This window comes from Agrobacterium sp. ST15.13.013, from assembly GCF_027956525.1.
GTDB classification, from domain to species: Bacteria; Pseudomonadota; Alphaproteobacteria; order Rhizobiales; family Rhizobiaceae; genus Agrobacterium; species Agrobacterium salinitolerans.
The window spans coordinates 105,217-128,973 of record NZ_JAQKGP010000014.1 but is presented as its reverse complement, the minus strand read 5'-3'; the positions used below and the strand labels follow the sequence as shown (position 1 = coordinate 128,973).

Genomic DNA, 23,757 nt, shown 5'->3' with positions numbered 1-23,757 from the left:
TGTGACATATTGCTCCAGTTTCAGAGTCGCTAACGTGAAAGGCAGATAATTGTGAGTTAAGGGGCTATTAACCCTTAATCTCTGGACGCGACGCGAGAATCGTGTTGTATCTTTGGCGGGCTTTGGGCGGCAAACCGAACTTTGGCCGCCAAGGGGGCGACATGGCGATGGCGAATAAAATTGAAGCAACGATTGCTCAGAAGGAAGATGCAGGCGGCAAGATAGCCCGCCATGCGAGCCTTCTGTCGCAGCAATTGCAGGAACTGCGCACACGCATGTACCCGCCAAAGTCGGAAAAAAGCCTGCGCCCCTTCCTGACCAATGAAGTTTCGAAGCTGACGTCGATACCTGATTCCACCCTGAAACTCTTGTCGAGTGAAGGGCGCGGCCCGATTCCTGGACGGCTGGAAAACAATCATCGGGTCTACACCCTGGCCCAGATCAACGAATTGCGGGAACTGTTTGCAAGCCAGAAGCCTGCAGACGCGTTGAGATTCTTACCCCGCCGCCGCGAGGGCGAACACCTTCAGGTGGTGGCGATCGCCAACTTCAAGGGCGGCAGCGCCAAGACCACAACCTGCGTCCACCTTGCGCACTATCTCGCCTTGCAAGGCTATCGTGTCCTTGCACTGGATCTTGATCCGCAGGCGTCACTTTCTGCTCTCTTCGGTGCGCAGCCCGAGTTTGATGTCGGTGCCAATGAGACCATCTATGCGGCGCTGCGTTACGAAGATGCAGAGCGTCGATCGATCCGCGACATTATTCGCAAGACCTATTTCGACGGCATTGACCTGATCCCGGGCAACCTCGAGGTCATGGAATATGAGCACGAAACGCCCAGGGTTCTGGCGCAGAAATCCGGTTCCGGGGCAATTTTCTTCGAGCGACTGAAGTTTGCGCTGGCCGAGGTCGATCAGGATTATGACGTGGTTATCCTCGATACGCCGCCGTCCCTCGGATTCCTGACGCTCAGCGCAATCTACGCTGCCACAAGTATGATCATCACCGTCCATCCGGCGATGCTTGATGTGGCTTCCATGAGCCAGTTCCTGTTGATGATGGGAGACCTGATCAGCGTGCTGAATGAAAACGGCGCGCAACTCGATCAGGATTTCATTCGCTATCTCATCACTCGTCATGATCCCAACGATGCGCCCCAGTCTCAAGTTGTCGCCATGATGCGCCATCTGTTTGGTACCGATGTGCTTCTTCCAACCCTGATCGAAAGCACGGCTGTCGAGGCAGCGGGACTTGCAAAGCGCTCCATCTACGAGCTCGAAATGGGCCAGATCGGCCGTGACACACACAAGCGAGCCCGCGAGGCGGTCGACGCCGTCAATGAAGCAATTGTGAAACTGATCAACACCAGTTGGGGGCGCACATGACCAGCAAGTCATCGCGTAAATCCATCGTAGCAAATTTTGGGTTGCTCTCTGCGGAACTGGAAAACCGGTTGTCGACGGAGAATCCTGCCGCCGCTCCCCAACCTGCTCCATCCGCTCGTGTCGGTGCAGGCGTGATCGGTGCGGCGCACCGGGCGATCGACGACATTAAATCAGAACGTGATCGCCTGAAGGCGCTGGTCGAAGCCGGCGGAGGAGCGATCCGCGAACTCGATCCGTCCAAAATCGACCCCTCGCCCTTTCCCGACCGTCTTCCTGACGATGATGCCTCCGATTTCGAAACATTTAGGAATTCGATCCGCTCCGAAGGCCAAAAGGTTCCCATCCAGGTCCGAAAATCACCGTCCTCGCCTGACCGCTATCAGGTGATCTACGGCCACCGCCGGCTCCAGGCAGCCAAGGATCTTGGGATTCCGGTTAAGGCGATCGAGGTAGAGATATCCGACGTCGAACTGGTCATCGCACAGGGTATTGAAAACGCCGATCGCCAGGATCTGACCTGGATTGAGCGCGCCCTGTTTGCCCGCCGTATGGACGATGCCAATGTGAAACCTCGCGATATCAAGGCTGCCCTGTCCATCGACGATCCTGAACTGGCACGCATGCGGTCCGTTTACCGCGCCGTCCCGTCCGGAATCATCGAAGCAATCGGGCGCGCGGCGAAGGTTGGTCGTCCGAGATGGGCCGACTTTGCAAAGACTTTTTCTGAAAGGCCGGATCTGCACGATGCAGTGAGCAAGGCTTTATCCATCAGCACCCAAAAGCGCCTGGGATCAGACCAGAAGTTCCTGGCAGCATTGAATGCTCTGAAACCGAAAGCTCCCTTGAAGGAGACCGGCAAAGCCATTGCTGGCCCCTCAGGCGAGCAACTGGGCAGGCTTGTGCGTACGGCCAAGGAGGTTCGTATTTCAGCGCACACGGCGTCCGCGACGGAATTCCTGAGCTTTATTGAATCGGAGTTGCCGGCGCTGGCCGAGCGCTTCAGTCGTATGAAGTCGAAGAACTGATCGAAGCGTTAAGCGGATTTCGACACGAATTATGGAAGGAAAGCGCGCAAAAGAAAAAGGCCCCCGAAACGTCGCCGTCATGGAAGCCCTTCTCGTTGTGTGAGAGCTTGAGAATCGCATTTCCATGAATCCTAGTCAAGAGTCTTTGGCACCGTTTCGGTGAGCGTTCTTCTTTTGCCTTTTTGAGAGGCGAAGACATGGAAGGTGGACAAGTAACGACGCCCTTTGGGCGGCGACAGGTTACCCTTGCGCTTGTGAGGCGACAAATCGCCACGAGCAGGATCGAAGAGGGTAAATCGGCAAACAAGTGGAAAGTTTTCCGCGACGCATCGGAAGCTCGGGAGGTACTTGGTCTGCAGGATCGCAGCCTCGCGGTTCTCGACGCGCTTTTGAGCTTCTATCCGGAGAACGAACTGCGACAGGACGCGCAGCTCGTCGTCTTTCCCTCGAACATTCAGCTGTCGATTCGTGCCCATGGTATCGCAGGCGCAACCTTGCGTCGGCATCTTGCGCTCCTCGTTGAGGCCGGCCTGATCATCCGCAAGGATAGCGCCAACGGCAAACGCTACGCTAGAAAAGATGACGATGGATCGATCGAACACGCCTTCGGATTCGACATATCGCCGCTTCTTATGCGAGCTGAGGAGCTCGCATGCCTCGCGCAGCAGGTTGCTGCCGATCGAATTGCCTTTAGACGGGCAAGGGAAAACCTGACGATCTGCCGGCGCGATATCCGCAAGCTTATTACGGCAGCCGTTGACGAAGGTGCTCCAGGCGATTGGGATGAGTTGGAGGAGCGCTATCTTAGCCTGGTCAGGCAAATTCCGCGCAATCCCGGGCTGAATGAGCTTAGCGATCTGGGCACCAGAATGAGCAGTTTGCGGGAGGATGTCGTCAAACTCCTGAATTCTGATGGTTTTTCGTCAAATATGAACGCCAATGATGCCCATATTGAGCGTCACATACAGAATTCAAATACCAACCCACTTAATGAACTTGAACCAAGCTCTGGAGAGGAGCTGGGCGCAAAGCCGAGTGAAAATGAGCGGGCCATGCATGTGCCGATAAAGGCTTTCCCGATTGGACTTGTCTTGCGGGCCTGCCCGGAAATTTCGAACTATGGTCCTGAGGGCCAAATCGAGAACTGGCGCGAGCTCATGACAGCCGCTGTGGTTGTCAGGTCGATGCTTGGGGTCAGTCCTTCTGCATATCAGGAGGCCTGCGAGGTGATGGGCCCGGAAAATGCGGCGGTGACTGTCGCTTGTATTCTTGAACGCGGCGGTCATATCAATTCGCCGGGTGGATACCTGAGGGATTTGACCAACCGGGCAAAGCGTGGAGAGTTTTCGTTGGGACCATTGCTGATGGCCCTCCTGAGAGCTGCCGGTCACTCGGTGAAGGCGACGGGATGATATTTTGATGCTTTGAACGAGGCTATCGGTTTTCGACAGGTGGGGGGTCACCTCCCCTTCCAATCGTCTATTCTAGCTATGAAAGGGATGCTTGGCGTCCCTGCACAGGCTAATGCGCCCTACCTTACTTCAGACAGGCCAGCAGGTTTGGTTTCCGGTAAGTGAAGTCGGCCACTGGCTGGCGCAAGAATAGGATTCGATATCATGAGCAACAGATCGAAGATCAATGCCGCAATACCAACTCAGATGGCGGTTTTTGGCGGGATGGGGCCATGGTGCCCTCAAATCTGTCCTCGGGACTACCAAGCCGTACCAACCGCTAGAGGAGAAATGACGATGGAAGCTTGAGACAATCGATTTTAATAACCGGTCATTTCCAGGTAGCCTCGCCCCGAGGTCGTTCCTGTAAACTCGATAGGCCCCTCCCAATAAGGGGTGGAGGTTGCCATCCATGCCTGCTCGTTAAGCGCCGTCGTTTTGATATCGAGACCGCGACTAGGCATCTTCAGGTTCCATTTCACCGGGACTGTCTTGCCGTTAACAGTTGCCGTCTGCAACGGCAAAATCTCTATCTCCTCGGGGTCGATGGGTGAGGACTTGCCATCAGCTGAAATCCAGTTGGCGGAGGTATAGCCCCCTTCGTTATCTCTCAGTCGAAATGCCATCATCTTTTCGCCCGATGCGAAGTGTAGCGAAAACCAGTCCCATCCCGTCTGATTGGAAGCGAGCGGCTGAGATGACCATTCACGATCAAGCCAGGCTTTGCCTGTCACCTGCAAGATCCGGCCATCAAGCTCGACGTTGCCGCTGACGTCGTAGAAGGGTTGGGAATAATAGTAGCTGGCCTGCCCGGCTGTTGATTTGACCGAGAAACCCCTGTCTCCCTGAAGAACCAATGGGCCGCTCGCCTGAAGTTGCAGTAGATAATGAAAACCTTTGCCGCTGGCGCTCAGATCAATTTTATCGAGGGGGTCGGCAAGTCCGGTCGCGGCCGTCTTCATCGCCCAGTTGTCTATCCAAGCATTAAAAGGATCGGTTTCGACACCAGCCTGTCCAACCCCGCCGCGCGCCAGTCTTTCGGCAACATAGTGACGACGGGTGGTGGTAAGGGCGGCATGGCCCAACCAGATTTGCGGATCCGCCCATCCGGCCCGCTCGCCGGGTTGGAGCGCCGAACGAAAGAGCGTCCATTGAGCCCCTAGCTGCTCACCGTCCAAGGTCTGAAGATTTGCGGTGACGTACCACCATTCGATTCTGAAATCCGGATGCGGCCCGTGATCCTGCGGAAACACCAGCGGCACTCCTCTTTGAGGAACGCTGAAACCTTCGGCGGTCGACCCTAAGCCAGCGAAGCCCTGCGCTACTGCTGCCACTGGCGTAAGAGCACAACAGATCAGGGAAAGTAGAAACATGCGCCTAGCGTTCATTGGCAAATATCCTGAGGAGGTCCGTGGGCATGGTTTTCGCCAATCGGATGACCGGTATCGCAACCGAAACTATGGCAGCGACAAGGGCGACAAGGCCAAGTTTCAGCCATTCCAGTGGAAAAAGGATCAATGGCAGCCGCCAACCGAACGCTTCCACATTGATGATTGCCAGAAGCACCCAGGCCAAAGCGAGCCCGACGGGAATCGCGGCAAGGTACGTGAAGAGCCACAGAGCGAGTGCGCGGATTAGCTCCAGCCACGCAAGATCGCGACGACGAACCCCGAGTGCCCAGACGGGCGCCAGTTGCGGCAATCGCAGCGAGGCGAGCGTCAGGAGGCTTGAAAACATTGCAAAGCCGGCGACGGCTAGCGTCAGTACGTTCAGGGCACCCGTTACCGCAAAGGTCTGTTCGAAAATCGCCGCGGATTGGCGCTTGAGGGACGCCTGGTCAACGATATTAGCTTCCGGCAGGCCGAACTCTTCCATCAGGCGCCGCCGGAAAGCCGTGGTCTCCTCTGGCGCAAGGCGAAGGCCATATCGCAGTTTTTCAACATCGGGATAGTGCTGGACAAGAGCATCAATACCGATAATCACCTGTCCCGTGGGGTTGCCAAAATCCGAAAAGACGCCGACGACGGTAGCGCTCCAGCCGCCTGGCAAGCTAATTTTCTGCCCAGGCGAAGCCTTGCCGGCCCGCCAGAACTGCTCATTGACCAGTGCTCCCCGACCGCTCGCAATCTCATCCCAGGTCGTGGCGGACCCGAGGATCAACGGCCAATGATCCCTGTAGGTGGGATCATCGGCGACCCCGAAAATCTGCACCTGTTCTCCCGAAACTTCACCCCGGGTGCTCCAGATGGGCAGGACTGCGCGTGTGTGCTCGGGAAACCATTGGCGTAGCCGCCCGGCTTCCGTCTCGTCTCGTGCCGTCACGTAAACCTCTGCTGCAAGCCGCTGATCTAGCCAACCGAGAAAAGTCTCCCGAAAACTTGAGACCATCGTCCCGACACCGATATTGGCCGATAAGGCGAGCAACAATGCCATCAATGCGAGGGAAAGTCCGGGCAATTGCTGGCGCGTATCGGCAAAGAACCATCGCACAAGTATCGGTTGAGATACCCGTTCACCCGCTTTCAAGAGAGAGGCCAGAAACGGCGGGAGGCTGAATGCTGCGCCGAGCAGGAGCGTTGCCAATAACGCAAATCCAGCGAGGAGCCCTCCCCCGGTCCAGATAAGGAAACCGGACAGCGCTAACAGAAATGTGCCGATTGCAACCTGCAGCATCAGTCCTCTGGCGGATGCCATTGTCCAGGCCCTGTTGTGCGCCGTCGACAATATCGGCATCCGCCAGACACGCCAGAGATGTTGCAGCGAGGAAAGCCAAGTTCCGATGAGCGCCATGCCAAAACCCGCCAGCCACCATTCGGGCCTGATGGAAAGTGAGCCCGCAACGCCTGCCCCGTAAAGCCCACTGAGCGTCGCGGCCACGCCCGGCAAGAGCGCAGAGGCGACGACGTAGCCGAGAATGACGCCCAATGCGCCGGACAGGAGCGCGAAGAGCGTTATCTCGATAACGAGCATCGTCGTGAGTGAGGCCAAGGACACTCCAAGCGATCTCATCGTTCTAAAGGAGCCTCGCCTCTGCTCGAATGACAGCCCGGTTGCGGAATAGGCGATAAACAGACCCACGATAAATGCAAGGAAACCGAAAGCCATAAGGTTAAGATGAAAACTGTCGGTGAGCCGCGCAATATCAGGCCGCCCGCCAGCCTCTCTTATTGTGAGCTCAGGCGCGATGCGCCCGATCGCCTGACGATCCCGGTCTTGTGAAGGTGAAATAACGATTCGGCTGAGGTCTCCATTGCGTTCAAGGATGCGGGCGGCGGTGGAGATGTCGACGAAAGCCGCCCCGTCAGGAATATCGGCCGCCTTCCTGACGGCAAGTCCCGCCGTATCCTTCAAGGCACTAGCCGTTGCTGGCGATACGAGCATCACGCCGGGCACCGTCATGAAGTCGATCAGTCCGGATCTATCCGAGGCGGGAAGAAGCGTTCCATCCGACGGCATCGTCAAAGGGTCAATCCCGATTAGCCTGACACGCGTCGTCCCGAACCGGTATTGGCCCTCGATGACAGGAGAGACATCAAAGCCGGCCCGGCGAAGCTTCGCGTAAGTCTCCAAGGGTATCGTGCCGCCGTCTTTGGCCACCAACTGGTCCAGCTGGTTTTGAGACAATACCGAGGCCGCCCTGTCGTAGCTGGCGCGCGCCTCGGCATTGATGGCCTGTACGGCAGACCAAAGGGCTGTCGCGAGCGCCACGCCCATGACCAGCGTGATGAATTGCAGGGGCCTGTGGCGCCAGTGTGAAAGCAATGCCTTGAAGGCAGCAGGGTTCATGGGGAAACCTTCCCGCTGCTGAGTGTGATGCGCCGATCGAGTTTTGCGGCGAGCCGGCTGGAATGGGTGACAAGCAGAAGTGCTATCTTCGCTGACTTCGTAAGTCTCAGCATGATGTCGATGACGGTCTCCGCGGTCTTCTCATCGAGATTGCCGGTCGGCTCGTCGGCAAGGATCAACGGCGGTTTTGCCGCAAGCGTCCGTGCGATCGCAACCCGTTGCTGCTGCCCGCCCGAAAGCTGTTCGGGATAGCGGCCAAGCAGCGCTGCAATCCCGAGGGCTTCGACCAACGTCTTTTCCCACCTTGGATCAGAACGGCCTGCAAGCTTTGCATGGAAAGAGACATTTGAGCCAACATCAAGGCTCGGAATGAGATTGAACTGCTGGAAAATCAGACCGACGTCATTCCGGCGAAACATTGCGCGGTCTTTGTCATTAAGATCGGTGATCGTGCGGCCGTTCACCGTGATCGTACCGCTGTCAGGCAGATCAAGGCCGCCGGCAAGATGCAGGAGTGTGCTTTTCCCGCTGCCCGATTCTCCCGTCAATGCAAGGCTCTCACCCGCGTCAATGGCAAGATCGATTCCATTAAGAACCGGGATCGTTCCCTCGGCGGTCTGATAAGTCTTTCTGAGGCCGGAGATTAACAGGATCATGGGAGCTTCGATCTCTAACTTATCCTATATGATCGGATGTGGTCGAAGACTTCAACCAACCTTACCTGACGATGTTCCAGTGGCGCGAGACGGAGGGCTTCAGGTATTGTCGATGAGTCCAATTTTCGCCACCCGTGCCTGTGTATTTGGAATCAATTACCGAGTCGGATAATCCTGTCTGCTCATCTGCTCCTGATTTGCTGCTGGTCGCCGAAGGTTGGAAGTGACGGACGAATTTTCTGCTGAACTCGATGACTTGCATCACAGTACCTTCGAATATTTCTGGTCCGGTAGCCATCCTGACAGCGGACTTCCCCGGGACCGCATGAAATCAGATGGCCAGCCGATCCACGAAATCACCTCCATATCCGGGGTCGGCTTTGGTTTTCTTGCGCTGATCGTTGGCGTGTATCGCTCTTGGATAACAAGGCAGGACGGACTCGATCGGGCAAACCGCATGCTACGATCTCTCGACAGGGTCAAACGATTTCACGGCGCCTTTCCACATTTTGTCCACACATCCGGCGGCAAGACAATTCCATTTGCCAAGTACGACGACGGCGGCGATCTTGTCGAAACTGCACTTCTGGTTCAGGCGCTGATCTGTGCCCGAGAGTTCTTTGACGGGCAGACATTTGGCGAAATCGATCTGCGCCGGTCGGTTACCGACATCGTCGAGACAGTGGAGTGGGACTGGTTTACACGCGGAAAGCCCGGCCCTCTCTTCTGGCATTGGAGCCCCCGATATGGCTGGGCGAAGAACCTGCCGATTGTGGGTTGGAACGAGGCACTGGTCGCTTACGTCCTTGCAGCAGGATCGGCCGCGCATGCGGTAGACCGCTCGTCCTACCACGCCGGCTGGGCGCGCAATGGCGACATCAAAAACAACGCGATGTATCTTGGCATAAGGCTCCCGCTCGGGGAGCCCTATGGAGGACCGCTTTTCCTGTCGCAATATTCGTTCTGCACTCTCGATCCGCGCGGTCTGGGTGATGCCTATTGCGACGATTATCGTGAACAGGTCTACGCGCACAGCCTTATCAACTATCGCGTTTGCAGCACTCGCTACGAGCGGCAGGACGGATGGGGTCTGTCCGCCTGTGATGGGCCGAAGGGATATGTCGTCAATTCCCCAACCGATGATCATGGCATCATTGCCACGACGGCTGCGCTATCCAGCATGCCGTTCCTTCCAGCTCGATCAAAACAGGCAGCCATGCGCTTCCTGAAGTGGCGTGGCGGCGCTCTCAAGGGGCGTTTCGGGCTGATGGATTCTTTCCAGCCGTCCTCCGGCTGGGTTTCCAAAACGCATCTCGCCATTAATCAGGGTCCAGTGGTAGCGATGATGGAAAACCACCGCAGCGGCCTCATCTGGGATTTGTTCATGAATGCGGGGGAAGTCAGACGTGGCATGGTCAAGCTAGGGTTTCGCACAAACAGATACCGGGAACCAGACGACGTCCTGGAGGTCCGGTAGTTGTCATCTGCCCTCTTGGACGGTGGCCTGTTCAACTCTTGCGTTGCCGTCCTTTCTCGAAACGACAACGATTGATACAGAAATGGCTGGCTCGGAATTGAGCCAGCCATTTTGTTTTCAGCGATGCAATTGTCACATTTTGGGAAGCAGAACCTTGTCGATGACGTGAATGACGCCGTTCGACTGTTTAACGTCTGCGATCGTCACATGCGCGACACCGCCCATTTCGTCGGTGAGGGTGATTTTGCCCTTGCTTTCCTTGGCTTTCAGGATGCATCCGCCCACAGTCTTTACGTCGTGGGTGCCGTTATCGTCCTTGATCATTTTTTCAATGGCCTTGGACATGGCGTCAGCTGCGACGACGTGACAGGTGAGAACCTTGGTCAGCTGCGCCTTGTTCTCAGGCTTCAAAAGATTGTCGACGGTGCCCTTGGGCAAAGCCGCGAATGCTTCGTTGGTCGGCGCAAAGACCGTGAACGGTCCCTTGCCCTGCAACGTCTCCACCAGGCCCGCGGCCTTGACGGCCGCGACAAGCGTTGTGTGGTCTTTTGAATTTACCGCATTTTCAACGATGTTTTTGTTTTCATACATGGCGGCGCCACCGACTTTCGGGTTGGCGGCGAAAGCGCCAGTCGAAATGGCAGAGACGATTGTGGCAAGCGCAAGGTTCTGTATTGCAGACCGGATCATCGTAACGTCCTCTTGTTCAATTGCCCCGACGCCAATTGCGCGCCTCCTCGGGCAGACACCCCTTCATTGGAGCGAGACAAAAGACGAAAAGGCTGACAGAAAAGTTTCAGGAAATGAAGACCGGCCTTTAAAATCGTTCTGCGAGGGCGAGGACTACCATTCGATTCTCGCGCCATCGTAGGCAAAGAACTGGCCTGTCTGACCCGCGGTAAGGGCGTCTATCGTGTTCAGAAGACGCGCGGCAGACTCTTCCGGCTCGAACCGATCCCTCCCCTTCGAAAACGGTTGCGACAAATCAGTCGCGACCGTTCCGGGATGAAGCGCCACGACGATTGCCTGCGAATTGGTGCGCATGATCTCGATTGCCGCCGTTCTTATGATCTGGTTCTGGGCTGCCTTGGAAGCCCTGTAGGAGATCCAGCCGCCCAACCGGTTGTCTCCGATCGAGCCGACGCGTGCGGACAGCGAGGCAAAAACGCATTTTTCTTCGCGCTTCAAAAGCGGCGCGAAATGTTTCAGCAGCAGGGCTGGTCCGATCGCATTGACGGCAAACTGTTTGGCCATCTGCAAGGGATCGATCGCCTTGATCGACTTTTCAGGGCCAACGCCATCAATGGTCAAGGCGCCGGTGGTGTTGAAAATCAGATCGAAGGTTCCGCGCTGGTCGCCGAGACGGCTGGCGGCGGCGGCAACGCTTTTCTCATCGGTGATGTCCAGATCGTCCTTGCTGCGAGACAGCGGCAGGGCGTACGCGCAACGAGCATCGGCTTCAAGCAGGGACATGACGGCCCCTCCTATACCGCCGGATGCGCCTATGACGATCGCCCTGTAACCGTCTGCAAGGGATTGCAGCATAGATTTTGGTCCTTCAGCGCTGAGCTGGAAACTCAAGCTTGTTGATAGAACGCACCGGGTCAGAAAGCGTTGCACAAACAGGCCCGATCAGGTCATCGGCAAACCCAATTTCGCTGATGGTCCCGCTAAAACGGAATTCGCCCTGATGCGAGCCGCCTTTCTGTAAGCCCGGGGCGTTAGCCCCATCTCCATGCGAAAGTAACGATTGAAGTTAGACAGGTTGTTGAAGCCCGCCTCGAAGCAGATATCGGTAATCGACGTCTCCGTCTCGGCAAGCAGGGTGCGTGCGCGCCAGACGCGAACCGACCGGCTGTAGTCGGAAAAGTTCATCCCGGTCAGACGCCGGAAGGCGCGGGAAAATGCCGATGGCTCAAAGCCAACAAGTTCGGCCACTTCCTGCATCTGCGCGGCGGGATTGGATTGGAGGATCTGGATCGCCTGATCGATCCGGCGATGCCTGCGGTCAGAGACCTGATTATAGACGGATATGAAGTGTTCGCTGGCGAGCAACCGCTTTTCCGCAGCTGCTTCGATGTCCTCGAGGATCTCCAGAAACAGGCCTAGTCCGCCGCGGTGTCCCACCGCGTGCAACTTGAGGATTTTCGCACCGATTGAGAACGAGTCCTCACCCAGAACCTCGATTCCGCGTTGCGCCAGAGGCTTGAGCCGGTGAAGGACATCAAACTCCGGGCAGACCGCGCGGATGCCGATCAGCGCATCCGCATCGAATTGCAGGACCATGTCTCGGCCGGGCAAAGCGGGCGCGCCTGGTGTGATCCAGTTGTGAGGAAGGTTTGTCCCGGTGAGCACTAGATGTCCCGGGCGAAACGGTCCGATGTAGTCGCCGACATAAGCAAAGCCGGTCGCATCAGGAATGAAGTGGATTTCCCATTCTGGATGATAGTTCCAGATGCAGATCGGATTGGGATAGTCGTCCCGGCGGATCAGATAGGATGCGCCTCCTGGCAGCACGATCTGCTCACGTGTGGCCGTAAAGGTCTCGGAGACTGATTGAGGAAAGTCTGATGCAATAGGCATTCAACTGCTCACGTTATGGCGCATAAATGTCAAGATAATACCAGTTCTGTGACGGAGGCCAACTAGTTTGAACCCTTCACTTGCGCAAATCTTGCCCGGTCGATGGCGAGGGAGTTGCCATCAAGGGAGGACATCATGACACTGAACGCTCTCCGCGCCGGCTGCGCGGTTATTGCTCTTTTTGCCGCATCCAACGCTTTTGCCGCCGCACAGTGCACCAGCGATGTGCGTGTCCTGGCGCAGCCGCGCGACGGACTGACACTTCTCGAAAAATATGTCGACGAGTTCGAAGAACTCTCGGGCGCTGGTTTCGAGATCAGCTATCTCAACGAGAACGATCGCCGCGCAAAGTCGCAGGCTGACGCCTCAACCGTCGGCAGCTTTAACGTCTATTATGTCGATGAAGCCAATCTTGCGCTTTTTGCCTCCTCCAACTGGATCGTCCCACTCGAGGGCCTTTACCCGGCAGAATACGATTACAACGACTTCGACGCCGGTATGCGCGCCGCTGCGACATATGACGGCAAGCAGTGGTTCGCGCCTGTGCAGGGCGGCGGCGACCTGATGGTCTATCGCACTGACCTGCTGGAGAAGGCAGGCATTGCCCCGCCGAAAACCTGGGATGAATATTTCGCCGCTGTGCAGAAGCTGCATGACCCGGCAAACGGTGTCTACGGCACAGCCCTGCGCGGCCAGCGTGGTTCTGGTGCCAATGTCTGGCGGTGGATGCCTTTCTTCAAAGCAAATGGTGGCGAGTGGTTTAAGGACGGCAAGCCAGCCTTCAACTCGGATGCCGCCTTAAAGGCGACCGAGACCTATCTCGAGCTGTTTAAATACTCCGCACCGGGCACGCAGACCGGCTCTTGGGATGAGTCCACCGGCGCTTTCCGCTCCGGCAAGGTGGCGATCATCATCGAATCCGCACCTCTTGGCGGTATGTCTGTCGATAAGGCTCAGAGCCAGGTTGCGGACAAGGTCGCCTTCTCGGTTCCGCCGTCGCCGCTGCCCGGCGCCGGTTACGCCCATGGTTTTGCGATTGCTTCCAAGGCCAATAAGACCGACGAGGAAAAGGCCTGCGCCGGTCTCTTCGTTGCCTGGGCGACATCGAAGGAGCAGGAAGCTCGCCGCCTCGCCGCCGGCCAGCCGGGCGAGCTGACGCGCACCAGCACCTATCAGAGCCCGGAATATGCCAAGACCTTTGGTCAGAACCTTGCCGATGCCATGGCGGCGACTGGCGAGAAGACCACCGTCACCTTCTGGCAGGATGCGCGCTGGCAGGAACTGGGCAACCAGTGGGGCATCATGCTCGAAGAGCTGATCACTGGCAGCCGCACCGACATCAAGGCAACGCTGAACGAACTCGAAGCCTTCGCCGCCAAACTCTAACGCCTCCCAGGCCGTCTGACGGGCGCGTCCAGTGACGCGCCCCCTTTTCCCCACCCGAGGATCTGCTATGCGCCGAGGCCGCTCGCTGCCTTACGTCTTTCTTGGACCCACTCTGGCCATCCTGATCGTTCTGGCGCTCGTGCCGACGGTCTACGCAATCAATATCTCCTTGCAAAACCGCACCCTTTCGGCGCCCGACGCGGACTATGTCTGGTTTGCCAATTATCTCGCGCTGTTTTCAGATGCACGTTTTGTGAACGCGCTCTGGGTGTCCTTCAAGTGGGAGGTCATCAGCGTCTCGATGACCATGGTGACAGGTCTTGCTCTCGGGATCGCGATGTTCGAAGCCGCTAGCCCTCGCCTGCGAAACGTGCTCTGCGTGCTTTTCATCATTCCGGTTCTTTTGCCTCGCGTTTGCGCCGCTTTCGTCTGGAAGTTCGCCTTTCATCCGCTCTACGGCGCCTTGACCTGGCCGGTCAGGGAACTCACGGGCATCACGCCCGATATTCTGTCGACGCCCCTCGGAGCCCTTCTTGCCGTTGCCTTCGTTGATGTCTGGCAATGGGGCCTGTTCTTTGCAGTAATCATCCTGAAGCTTCTTGAATCTTTGCCGCCGCAGCCGCTGGAAGCCGCACGTATCGATCGCGCGAGCCGCTTCGAAATCCATCGTTTCGTGACCTTGCCGATGCTGAAGGCACCGTTGATCAGCCTGCTGCTCGTCAAGGCGATCGAGAGCCTGCGCTCCTTCGACCTCGTCTACGTCATGACGCGCGGTGGTCCCGGCATCTCCACCGAGACGCTGGACATGTACGCCTATTCCCAGGGTTTCATCGAAGCCGGCAAGATTTCCTACGCCTCCTCCATGGCCGTCATCATGATGGTCCTGACCATCGTCACCTTTACCTTCACCTGGAAGAGGCTCAACCGATGAAAGTCTCTACCTTTCTGCTCAGGCTGTTGCTGGTTCTGGCCGCCGCGCTCGTGGTGCTGCCGCTGCTATGGACCCTGCTAAACGCCTTCAAAACCAATGCCGACCTGCTGGTCTCGACGCCGAAGCTAGTCTTCCAGCCTGTCCTCGACAATATGAGCTATGTGCTTAACCGCCGTTCGGTCGCGCGTGCGCTTACCAACTCTTTGATCATCTGCTCGAGTGCGGTCGTCCTCGGATCGGTGCTTGGTGTGCCGGCGGCCTATGTGATTGCCCGGTTTAAGAACAGGATCACAGCGGAGGCGCAGTTCTTTGTCTTGTCGCTTCGCTTCCTGCCGCCCGTCGCTATCGCCATTCCGATGCTTGTCATCTGGCTCGGCCTTGATCTGTACGACACAAGACTGTCCCTGATCGTGACCTATCTCATTGTGACGGCGTCGATCACCATATGGCTTTCCGTCCCGGCTTTCGAGCGCGTCAGCCTGCACGTAGAAGAAGCTGCGAGGGTGGACGGACTTGGCCCTTATGCGACCTTTTTCCGCATCGCCCTGCCGATTGCCCGTTTCCAGGTATTTGGCGCGATCGCCTTCTCCTTCGTCCTTGTCTGGAACGAGTTCCTGCTTGCGATGATGCTGACGACCTCTAAGGCGAAGACCCTACCCATCATCGCGTCCGAAATGTCGCAGCTCGGTATGAACGTGCCCTGGGGCATCCTCAACGCCGCCGTCGTGCTTTTGTCGCTGCCACCACTGATCCTGCTCGGCGTGCTTGCCGGTGGCCTCAATGCTGCATTTTCCAAAAAAATTGATCAAGGTTGACTGAACCATGAAAGCACTTGTCCTCGAACGTGTCGGCGAACTTTCCCTGCGCGACATCGAAATTTCTCAGGAAATGGGGCCGGATGACGTTCGTATTCGTCTCCATACCGTCGGCGTCTGCGGTAGCGACGTGCATTATTACACTCATGGCCGCATCGGTGATTTCGTTGTCAACGCGCCCATGGTTCTCGGCCACGAGGCAGCCGGAACCGTTATCGAAACCGGCGCCAATGTCACCCATTTGAAGGTCGGCGACCGTGTCTGCATGGAGCCTGGCATTCCCGATCCGAAATCACGCGCATCCCGGCTCGGCCTCTACAACGTCGATCCCGCCGTCACCTTCTGGGCGACGCCGCCGGTGCACGGCGTGTTGTGCCCCGAAACGGTTCATCCGGCGAGTTTCACCTACAGGCTGCCGGACAACGTCTCATTCGCTGAAGGTGCGATGGTCGAACCATTTGCCGTCGGCATGCAGGCTGCCGCCCGGGCCAACATCACTCCCGGCGATACCGCGGTTGTGACCGGCTGCGGCACGATCGGCATCATGGTGGCATTGGCCGCTCTTGCCGGCGGCTGCTCGCGAGTTCTGATTTCGGACATTTCCGCCACGAAGCTGAAGCTTGCCGAAAGCTATGGCGGCATCACGGGTGTCAATCTGAAAGAGGTGGATCTCGTTCAGACCGTTAATGAGGCAACGCAAGGATGGGGAGCGGACATCGTTTTTGAATGCTCCGGTGCGCCGTCCGCCGTCCGCGATCTCTTCAAGATTGTGCGTCCGGGCGGAACGGTTGTCATCGTCGGCCTTCCACCGGAACCGGTGGTCGTGGACCTTTCAGCGGCCTGCTTTCGCGAATGCCGTATCGAAACGGTCTTCCGATACGCCAACGTGTTCGATCGCGCACTGGCGCTGATTGCCGCCGGCAAGGTTGATCTGAAGCCGTTGGTTTCTAGCACTTATGCCTTCGATCAATCGATAGCTGCCTTTGAAAGGGCCGCCGAAGGCCGGCCAGAGGATGTGAAGCTGCAGATTGTCGTGAACGGGGAGACGCATTGATGGCTACCGTCGAGTGCCGGGGAATCCGGAAAGTCTATGGTTCGCTCGAGGTCATGCGGGATTTTGACCTCAAGATCGACGACCACGAATTCGTCGTTTTTCTCGGTCCGTCAGGTTGCGGAAAATCCACCATGCTGCGCATGATTGCCGGGCTAGAGGAAATTTCCGGCGGAGATCTTTTCATCGGCGGCGAGCGGATGAACGAACGCGATCCAGGCGACCGGGGCATCGCCATGGTGTTTCAGAACTACGCGCTCTATCCCCATATGAGTGTCCGGGACAACATCACCTTCGGTCTTGAGAGGGCCGGTATTGCCAAGGCTGTAATCGAGCAGCGTTTGGCGCCTGTGGTCGATGCGTTGGGACTCGGCGTCTATCTCGCGCGCAAGCCCACCGAGCTCTCCGGTGGACAGCAGCAGCGTGTGGCGATTGCCCGCGCCATGATCAAGACGCCGGAAGTCTTCCTTTTCGATGAACCGCTTTCGAACCTTGATGCCAAGCTGCGCGGCAGCCTTAGGGTTGAGATCGCTCGGCTTCACAAAGACCTCAGAACGACAAGCATCTACGTGACCCATGACCAGCTCGAAGCCATGACGCTTGCAGACCGAATTGTGCTCATGAAAGACGGCCGAATCGAGCAGATGGGCACGCCCGAGGAGATTTATCAGGCGCCCGGGACGGTGTTTGCCGCCGGCTTCATCGGCACGCCGAACATGAACTTCCTGCAGTTGCAGATGACGCGGGATTGGCTCGGCGACGACCTCGTCCGATTTATGGCTCCAGCAGGCCTGCGCTCCGGTGAAGTCACAGTCGGAATCCGGCCGGGATCCTTCCGACTGAGCCAAGATGCCCAGTCATTCCGAGGCAGAGTGGAGCGCAATGAGTTCCACGGTGAGACCCGTCTTATCTGCCTCAAGAATGATCGACACGAAATCAACATTTCCGTGCCTGCCGAAGTAAGGCCGGCGATTGGTGAGATGGTTGGTGTCGAAGTCGCCCCATCGGATATCCACGTTTTTGATCCTGGATCAGGCCTCAGGTTGAATTGACCGTGGTGAGATTGGACATTGATGGCGTCGTACAATGCGACGGAACGCTTGGACCCGATCGGGGCGCCCTCGCCCCCTCTTGCGTCTGCCATCCACCGTCTCCATCGGCCCCAAACACGTTTTGATATCAAAACGGTTACGCGGGTAGGTAAAGATGCGGAAACGTCATCGGAATCCCCTCAGTGAAAAACGGCGCGTAGAACCCTTGCGCCGTGCAGATACTGGAAGCCGGAACGCCTTGCGGTTTTCTCTGCCCACGTTATCAAATATCGACGAGCCTCCCGGACATGGTGGAAAGTCAACGGCATACTTGCCAACTTAAGGCGAAGGATGTGCCGATGGGGTTGGAGGATTTTTGATGGACGGCAGCAATCCACGTCGCTGGGGACGTTCAGTGTAAAATCGGAGTTTGGCCGGCTTGCCAGGCGCCAGAATCGCATTTGCTCAAGTTGGAATTGGTTTTTACGGTTTTAACTTTCCTATCACGTTGGAAAAATGTCTTCGGGCGACGTCACAGGCGATCTTTGACCTGTTCGCCGACTATGGTACTCGGCTGATCGGTTCGATGAGATGTTACTGCCCAAGCTGTGAGACTAGCGCATTCATGGTGACGCGCACTCCATCAGTGTCGTAATGGATTTCAACACCGCCATTTCCCATCAGGCCGAGGCGGATAAGCTTGGACCCAAACCCTTTTCCGGAAGGAGGCGCTACCGCAGGACCGCCCTTTTCACTCCACTTGAGAATGAGTGTGCTTTCATCACCGACAAGTTTGATTTTCCAGGAAACATCGACGCGACCTGCATCAGTGGACCACGCCCCGTATTTCAGCGCATTTGTGCCCAGTTCATGCATTAGGAGCGCAAGGCTCAAGGCGGTCTTGGGGCCAATTTCCAGATCCACCCCTGACAAGTGGTAGCGATCAGGGAGGGATAGCTGTCGCAGCACGGGATCGATTACAGTTACCATGCGTGTAAAGGACAAATCCTGATTGAGCAGGACTTCATGTGCCTTGGAAAGGGCATGCAACCTATTGGTAAAGGCTTCAACAGGCGCTCTGTCCGTAACCGGCCGAAGGGTCTGGGTGGCGATCACCTGAACCATCGCTAGTGTGTTTTTGAGACGGTGGCTAATTTCGTGATTGAGAACCTGCTGCTCCTGCTCTGCGCGGATCCTGGCAATCGCCTCGCGTGTCCGGTCCGCAATCGTACGCACGAAGTCACGTTCTTCAGGCGAAAATTCATGCGGCTTGTCGTAATGTACAAACATGACGCCGACGAAAGCGCCCCGCTCAAGAATCGGAACGTTGACCAGCACGGAAATACCCAGCGAGTTCAGAAGTTCCGCAGAATCCATGGTCCTCGGATCGGCAGCGACATCCGTTATGATGATCAGCTCGCCGCGTTTCAGGTCCTCAATATATGATCCGTAGTCGCGAAATTGATGACTGCCAGCCACGGTGAACATTCCGGCCGCACACCAGTCAGGCAGCATCTCGACGATCTCGGCGATGGGGTCAACGATACCGTAGCCCGCCCTCGTTGCTCCTTGCAGGTTTCGAGCCATGATTTCCGCAGCTGCGAAGGCGACATCGGCAACGGAGTCGAGTTCGCGGATTTTTTCTCCGAGTTCCAGGAAGGCGAGTTGCCTGTCTTCGGACAGTTTCTGTACTGTTGCGTTTCTTGCAACCTTGATGAAACCCGAGAGATGGGATGAGGAATGGTTGGGCAGTGGTCGTATCGTCCCGTCGAGAAAGATCCTCGTACCATCGGCTGCAACGTGCCATCGACGGGCGGGCGCAACACCGTCGCGAGCGGCTGTTTCAATCTCAAGTTGTGGAGCATATTCCGCCCGATCGTCCGCCGAAAATATCGCCTCAAATGGTTGGCCGAGCATCTGCGCTTCCGACCAGCCGAATGTTTCCTCGGCGCCGCCAAACCAACTGGTGATACGCTGTTTGTCATCAAGCGTCAGGATAATGTAATCCTTGGCGCCTTCAACAATCAGTCGTAACTTCGTTTCGCTGTTGCGCAATGCCTCGACCGCCTGCATGCGATCGGTGACATCTACGAAGATTATCACGAATGTGTCTTATCCGGTCGCCTGCACATACCCGTCAAACCAACGCTCCAGCGAGCGGACCTTGCGCGTGAAACGTTTGCTTTGTCTGGTCTCCATGACTTCGGCGACATCAGAAACCCATTCTTCTTCGAAGTCGGGGAAGACATCGCGCATTGTTTGACCTGGAACATTGTTCCCGGGCATGCCAAGCAGAACACTCCATGCCGGATTGATCGTCTCAAACCGCCAATCGATAATCGAACCGTCCAGATCTCGGAGCACAGAGCCGACAACGATGCCTTCCTCCAGTTGCTGAAAAAGTGCACCCCAGCGACGCTCAGAGATGAAGGTGGCAATCTGATTGGATGCGACCCGCCCGATCCGGCTAAGCAGTTCCAGTTCGCTTTCGGTCCAGCTTCGCGGCTCTCCGTCAATCGCTGCAATCGCTCCTATTACCATGCCATCTGGCATCGTCACCGGGACGCCCATATAAGAAATCACGCCCAGGTCGATGATGGCCAGATTGTCTCTGACAAGGTGGTGAAGTGTAGCGTCCCCAATGATCAGGGGTATTTTGTCGCGAACCACGTGCTGGCAAAAAGAATGGGTGAGCGGCGTTTCTGCGGCTTCGGCCCATTTTTCCGGAAGCCCCAGATGAGCGATAAACACTTGCCGATGCTCGTCGAGAATGGAAATCAGAGCCACGGGGCATTTCAGGCCAGCTTTGACAACCTCGATAATATCCTGGAATTCGGATTGGCCCTGAACGTCAAGCAATCCAGAATTGCGAACGGCTTCAATGCGTCCAGATGGTGAGTTCAAGGTCAACCCCTAATCACGGAGGTATCTCACGTCGACAATGCGGCGAGCAAATCGGGTGACAAAACTAGGCTTGGCGGCACGGCGACGGACCGGTGATCACCACTGACGACGGTTTCGATGAACTCAAGCGCGTTTTGCAGTCCGTTCATCGTGTATGGTTTTTCAATCGCCCCAAGCGCGCCCGCAAAATCCTCCGGTATTCGCTTCAGGTTTCCGGAAACGAAAACATATGGAATTGAGCGGGACGCGAGATGTCGGCCGACGTCTATACCCGTGGATCCATCCAGCAACTGAATGTCCACAAAGGCAAACTGTGGCGACGCCTTTTCTATTAGCGAAAATGCATGCTTGCTGTCGGCTGCCACGCCCACAATCTCGTGCCCGGCCTCCTCAACTTCACTCTCAAGCTCCATAGCCAGCAAAGCCTCATCTTCGACAATCAAAATTTTCACAAGATTTCCTCTTAGTCTTTTATAGAAAGTGTGACCCGGACATCAGTCCGGCGATCATCGACGGTTCTCACGATCGTTGCACGCAGCTGCCTCAATGACGCCTCCAACATCTTCTTGCTGAAGGCGGCCTGTTCGCTATCCACCTCCACGGGCGCGACTGTGTCCATGACACGTACGAGGAAGTGGCCATTGAGCCGTTTCACCTCGAGATGTAAATCGCCGCCGCCTTCTCTCAGGCCCCGGCCGATGGCATCTCCAATGAGTTCGTTGATGATCAAGGCTAAAGGTGATGCCTTGGTGGCGGGAACCACAACCTCATGAAGGTCTGACGTGAGATTGATATCTTTCCTTTTGAGGGCGCCGACCTTGTCCAGCATCAAGGTATTGGCGAAATCCGCAACGTCGAAATGGCCCACATCCTCATCGTTCAAAAGCTTGCGCTGAACGGTGCTAAGCGCTTCAACACGGTTCAGTACGGACATCAATGTCCGCTCAACAACCTCGTTATCGGTCATTCGCGCCTGCAGCTTGACGATGGACGCGATCGTCAGGAGGTTGTTTTTCACGCGGTGATCGACTTCATGGACCAGCGCCGTTTTAGTGCGCAGAGCCTCGGTCAGATCGGCCGTTCTTAGCGCCACTTCCTCCTCGGCAATATGTCGGGCGCGGGCGAGCTCAGCTTCCTTACTCTTGATATTGGTGAAGTCGAGTTGCGAGGCGAAGAAGTAGATCACGGTTCCGGAAGCGTTGCGCACGGGACTGACAAAAAGCGCGTTCCAAAACTTCGAGCCATCCTTTCTGTAATTCAGAATATCGATAGATATGTCTCTTTCCGATGTAACGGCGTCACGCAGTTTGCTGATTGCGGCCTGATCGGTCTCTGGGCCCTGCAGGAGACGGCAGTTCCGTCCGACCAATTCCTCTACGGCGTAGCCCGTGAGGGTGCAGAAGGCACTATTACAGAAAATGATGGGATTGTCGGGCTGTCGAGGATCTGTAATCAGCATTGGCATGCGGGTGGCCTTGAATGCCGCCGCAAATGGATCTTCCGATGCATGTCCTGAGACGAGACGCTCTCCGGCGTCTTTAGCGTCCTGCCGAGAGTGGGAGTCGTCTTCCATTCAGCGTCCTGAAAATTGCACGCCCATGAAATGTTTCATTTCGAATTTTGTTCCACTGTCTGCAAAAAAATGGCGGGTGATGGCAGGGATGGAAAGCGACCTCTTCATGGCCGTCGTTATCAGCCGCTGGGGACGTTGGTCAAAGATGACGATGCGCTTCTCGCTCATGGCGGGAAGCGACCACCCTCCCCTCCCCTACATTGATATTCGCGCCTCGCGTCTCCCATATGCCTCGTTAAGATTGGGCTGGTTGTCACGCTTCAGTGCGTAATAACATTTGCATCTGTTCTGTTTCGTGCTTGGCCACGCTCCGTGCCCCAACGAATGCGCGGAATTCAGCTGGTTTCCACGACATTGGAATCACTTCATCGACACTCCCGAGGATAGTCCGTCGGCGTTGTGCTACATGCCCCTCACCTGGTCGAGCCCTCCCCCTTGACGGTAAGCAAACGGCTTTATGTTGAATAAGTCACCCAGATGCATTTGTTTCATGGATCACCTGACGGGACACATTTTCTGAAAACCTTGTCAGCTGACAAGGTTTTGACGCTGGGTTTCGTAGTCTCAGTGCGCGGATAACTCTCCGCGCGACCACACTGGCGCCGGGCGCCGGTACGGATTGGCGCAAAAGTTTTTCAACCTTGTCAGCTGACAAGGTTTGCAAATGTAAGTGTGGAGATACGAATGGGCCGCAGGGTGATGCGTATAGATTTTCGGCCGTGCTGCGCACCGATGGCCGCTGTTCCGGATCCCATAGATGATGGTCAACGAATTGCGCAATAGTATTTAAAGTGCTGGTTAGGCGCGCACTGTCCGCTCACAGCCGGCGGCCCGCAACTCGTCGATCTGCGCGTTGCGCGCTCGGGCTCGCGGAACGGCGCGCACGGCCAGACGAATGGCGGATTTACCGCGAGCCATAATATGGCGGCGTTATTCTCCTATCCTTCGACTGATCAGCCAGTTAGGGGTGCTGTGCTTTTGATATCGAGAGTAATTACCATCGCGACGAGGAATGCGGCGACCGTAGCAAGGAGAAATGCGCCGACGAATATGGTGAGCGCTCTTGCCGCGCCGATGCGCAGATCATGCATGAACCAGCGCACCTGCGCTTGTGCATACCATGTCAGGGCCATTCCCGTTGCGACTATACCTGCGAGCGTACCTTGGCCTTGAGGTATGCTGAGAAAATCCAGACCTAGAACGAGCACGAAGGCAAAGGGCGCTGCGACGTAACACTGGCTGAAAAAAGGCGGGCGGAGCGAATTGCGCGTGATGCTGAGCGTCTTCGATCGCAGAAGAGTTACGGCCATGCAAAGGGGAAAAATACCAAAGATTACACCTCGTGCGATCAGAAGGTTCGATACGGACCCTAGTTCCCGGACGGCTTCGTTCGGATCGTAAACCGACGGCAATAAAGCGGACAGTCCCTGCGAAAGAAGCAACGTGATCAGCAGGAACAGCGGCGGGCTGAGAGTATCCTGATACTGGTCTTCCGGCTTGTCAGTGAGTTCGATGTCAGCGTAGCGCATCATGCCGAGCGGCCGCACGACCGAGCGCCACATCGTGACAGGATAGAAGACCAGCCATGAGACGAGTTCGTAGAGCAGCTCTTCGAGCGACTTGAGCAGCTTCATGAAGTCCAAATGCCGATCCTTCTCACCTAATTCCTGTATACGCAGCCTCTCTCATACCAGCGAGAATGT

Annotated in this window: 21 protein-coding genes; 9 read left to right on the top strand and 12 right to left on the bottom strand. The window is 56.5% G+C overall.

Going from position 1 to position 23,757, the window contains the following annotated elements; translation table 11 throughout:
• Positions 1 to 161: 161 nt before the first annotated feature.
• From repA to repC, 3 genes are all read left to right on the top strand, one after another.
• Entirely contained in the window at positions 162 to 1,385 is a 1,224-nt protein-coding gene (gene repA / locus PL597_RS15755) for a plasmid partitioning protein RepA (RefSeq protein WP_217005669.1), read from the top strand.
• Positions 1,382 to 2,410 (top strand): plasmid partitioning protein RepB, encoded by a 1,029-nt coding sequence (repB, locus tag PL597_RS15750; RefSeq protein ID WP_217005672.1) that lies wholly within the window; start codon positions 1,382 to 1,384, stop codon positions 2,408 to 2,410. The genes repA and repB overlap by 4 nt, the downstream gene beginning before the upstream one ends.
• Before the next feature lie 197 nt (positions 2,411 to 2,607).
• On the top strand, positions 2,608 to 3,822 hold the full coding sequence (gene repC, locus PL597_RS15745; protein ID WP_271365687.1) for a plasmid replication protein RepC: 1,215 nt from the start codon (positions 2,608 to 2,610) through the stop codon (positions 3,820 to 3,822).
• Between the two features lie 359 nt (positions 3,823 to 4,181).
• On the opposite strand, the gene PL597_RS15740 is transcribed toward repC, so the two are convergent.
• From PL597_RS15740 to PL597_RS15730, 3 genes are read right to left on the bottom strand one after another with little or no spacing between them, the layout of a single operon-like run.
• Positions 4,182 to 5,249 (bottom strand): lipocalin-like domain-containing protein, encoded by a 1,068-nt coding sequence (locus PL597_RS15740; RefSeq protein ID WP_271365686.1) that lies wholly within the window; start codon positions 5,247 to 5,249, stop codon positions 4,182 to 4,184.
• Positions 5,239 to 7,647 carry an ABC transporter permease gene (locus tag PL597_RS15735; RefSeq protein WP_271365685.1) on the bottom strand — a complete coding sequence of 803 codons (2,409 nt, stop codon included), beginning with the start codon at positions 7,645 to 7,647 and terminating at the stop codon, positions 5,239 to 5,241. Before PL597_RS15735 ends, PL597_RS15740 begins: the two co-directional genes overlap by 11 nt.
• A complete protein-coding gene (locus PL597_RS15730) occupies positions 7,644 to 8,303 on the bottom strand; it encodes an ABC transporter ATP-binding protein (RefSeq protein WP_271365683.1) in 660 nt (219 codons plus the stop codon). Before PL597_RS15730 ends, PL597_RS15735 begins: the two co-directional genes overlap by 4 nt.
• Before the next feature lie 325 nt (positions 8,304 to 8,628).
• Between PL597_RS15730 and PL597_RS15725 the strand changes: the two genes are divergently transcribed.
• Positions 8,629 to 9,780 (top strand): glucoamylase family protein, encoded by a 1,152-nt coding sequence (locus PL597_RS15725; protein WP_217006268.1) that lies wholly within the window; start codon positions 8,629 to 8,631, stop codon positions 9,778 to 9,780.
• Positions 9,781 to 9,912: 132 nt separating this feature from the next.
• On the opposite strand, the gene PL597_RS15720 is transcribed toward PL597_RS15725, so the two are convergent.
• From PL597_RS15720 to PL597_RS15710, 3 genes are all read right to left on the bottom strand, one after another.
• Positions 9,913 to 10,470: a fasciclin domain-containing protein gene (locus tag PL597_RS15720; RefSeq protein ID WP_271365682.1), complete on the bottom strand. Its 558-nt coding sequence runs from the start codon at positions 10,468 to 10,470 to the stop codon at positions 9,913 to 9,915.
• Between the two features lie 153 nt (positions 10,471 to 10,623).
• Entirely contained in the window at positions 10,624 to 11,325 is a 702-nt protein-coding gene (locus tag PL597_RS15715; RefSeq protein WP_271365680.1) for an SDR family NAD(P)-dependent oxidoreductase, read from the bottom strand.
• Between the two features lie 87 nt (positions 11,326 to 11,412).
• Complete coding sequence (locus PL597_RS15710) at positions 11,413 to 12,363, bottom strand: AraC family transcriptional regulator (protein ID WP_271365679.1); 951 nt, start codon at positions 12,361 to 12,363, stop codon at positions 11,413 to 11,415.
• A 135-nt stretch (positions 12,364 to 12,498) separates the two neighbouring features.
• Between PL597_RS15710 and PL597_RS15705 the strand changes: the two genes are divergently transcribed.
• From PL597_RS15705 to PL597_RS15685, 5 genes are all read left to right on the top strand, one after another.
• Positions 12,499 to 13,749 carry an ABC transporter substrate-binding protein gene (locus PL597_RS15705; RefSeq protein WP_271365677.1) on the top strand — a complete coding sequence of 417 codons (1,251 nt, stop codon included), beginning with the start codon at positions 12,499 to 12,501 and terminating at the stop codon, positions 13,747 to 13,749.
• A gap of 67 nt (positions 13,750 to 13,816) precedes the next feature.
• Positions 13,817 to 14,680: a carbohydrate ABC transporter permease gene (locus PL597_RS15700; RefSeq protein ID WP_191218483.1), complete on the top strand. Its 864-nt coding sequence runs from the start codon at positions 13,817 to 13,819 to the stop codon at positions 14,678 to 14,680.
• Positions 14,677 to 15,495, top strand: coding sequence for a carbohydrate ABC transporter permease (locus PL597_RS15695; RefSeq protein WP_271365675.1), 819 nt, complete (start codon positions 14,677 to 14,679; stop codon positions 15,493 to 15,495). Before PL597_RS15700 ends, PL597_RS15695 begins: the two co-directional genes overlap by 4 nt.
• Positions 15,496 to 15,502: 7 nt before the next feature.
• Positions 15,503 to 16,549, top strand: a complete 1,047-nt coding sequence (locus tag PL597_RS15690) for an NAD(P)-dependent alcohol dehydrogenase (RefSeq protein WP_271365674.1) — start codon at positions 15,503 to 15,505, stop codon at positions 16,547 to 16,549.
• Positions 16,549 to 17,598, top strand: coding sequence for an ABC transporter ATP-binding protein (locus PL597_RS15685; RefSeq protein ID WP_191218480.1), 1,050 nt, complete (start codon positions 16,549 to 16,551; stop codon positions 17,596 to 17,598). The genes PL597_RS15690 and PL597_RS15685 overlap by 1 nt, the downstream gene beginning before the upstream one ends.
• Before the next feature lie 573 nt (positions 17,599 to 18,171).
• On the opposite strand, the gene PL597_RS15680 is transcribed toward PL597_RS15685, so the two are convergent.
• The 6 genes from PL597_RS15680 to PL597_RS15655 all read right to left on the bottom strand — a co-directional run bounded on the left by PL597_RS15680 (position 18,172) and on the right by PL597_RS15655 (position 23,688).
• Positions 18,172 to 19,680, bottom strand: coding sequence for a sensor histidine kinase (locus PL597_RS15680; RefSeq protein WP_271365673.1), 1,509 nt, complete (start codon positions 19,678 to 19,680; stop codon positions 18,172 to 18,174).
• 9 nt (positions 19,681 to 19,689) lie between these two features.
• Positions 19,690 to 20,481 (bottom strand): GAF domain-containing protein, encoded by a 792-nt coding sequence (locus PL597_RS15675; RefSeq protein ID WP_271365672.1) that lies wholly within the window; start codon positions 20,479 to 20,481, stop codon positions 19,690 to 19,692.
• A gap of 26 nt (positions 20,482 to 20,507) precedes the next feature.
• On the bottom strand, positions 20,508 to 20,933 hold the full coding sequence (locus PL597_RS15670; RefSeq protein ID WP_271365670.1) for a response regulator: 426 nt from the start codon (positions 20,931 to 20,933) through the stop codon (positions 20,508 to 20,510).
• An 11-nt stretch (positions 20,934 to 20,944) separates the two neighbouring features.
• The gene (locus PL597_RS15665) at positions 20,945 to 22,054 is read right to left on the bottom strand and encodes a PAS domain-containing protein (RefSeq protein ID WP_271365669.1); all 1,110 of its coding nucleotides are present in this window, start codon (positions 22,052 to 22,054) and stop codon (positions 20,945 to 20,947) included.
• Positions 22,055 to 22,222 carry a hypothetical protein gene (locus PL597_RS15660; RefSeq protein ID WP_217005717.1) on the bottom strand — a complete coding sequence of 56 codons (168 nt, stop codon included), beginning with the start codon at positions 22,220 to 22,222 and terminating at the stop codon, positions 22,055 to 22,057.
• A 785-nt stretch (positions 22,223 to 23,007) separates the two neighbouring features.
• On the bottom strand, positions 23,008 to 23,688 hold the full coding sequence (locus PL597_RS15655) for a permease (protein ID WP_254229252.1): 681 nt from the start codon (positions 23,686 to 23,688) through the stop codon (positions 23,008 to 23,010).
• Positions 23,689 to 23,757: the final 69 nt, after the last annotated feature.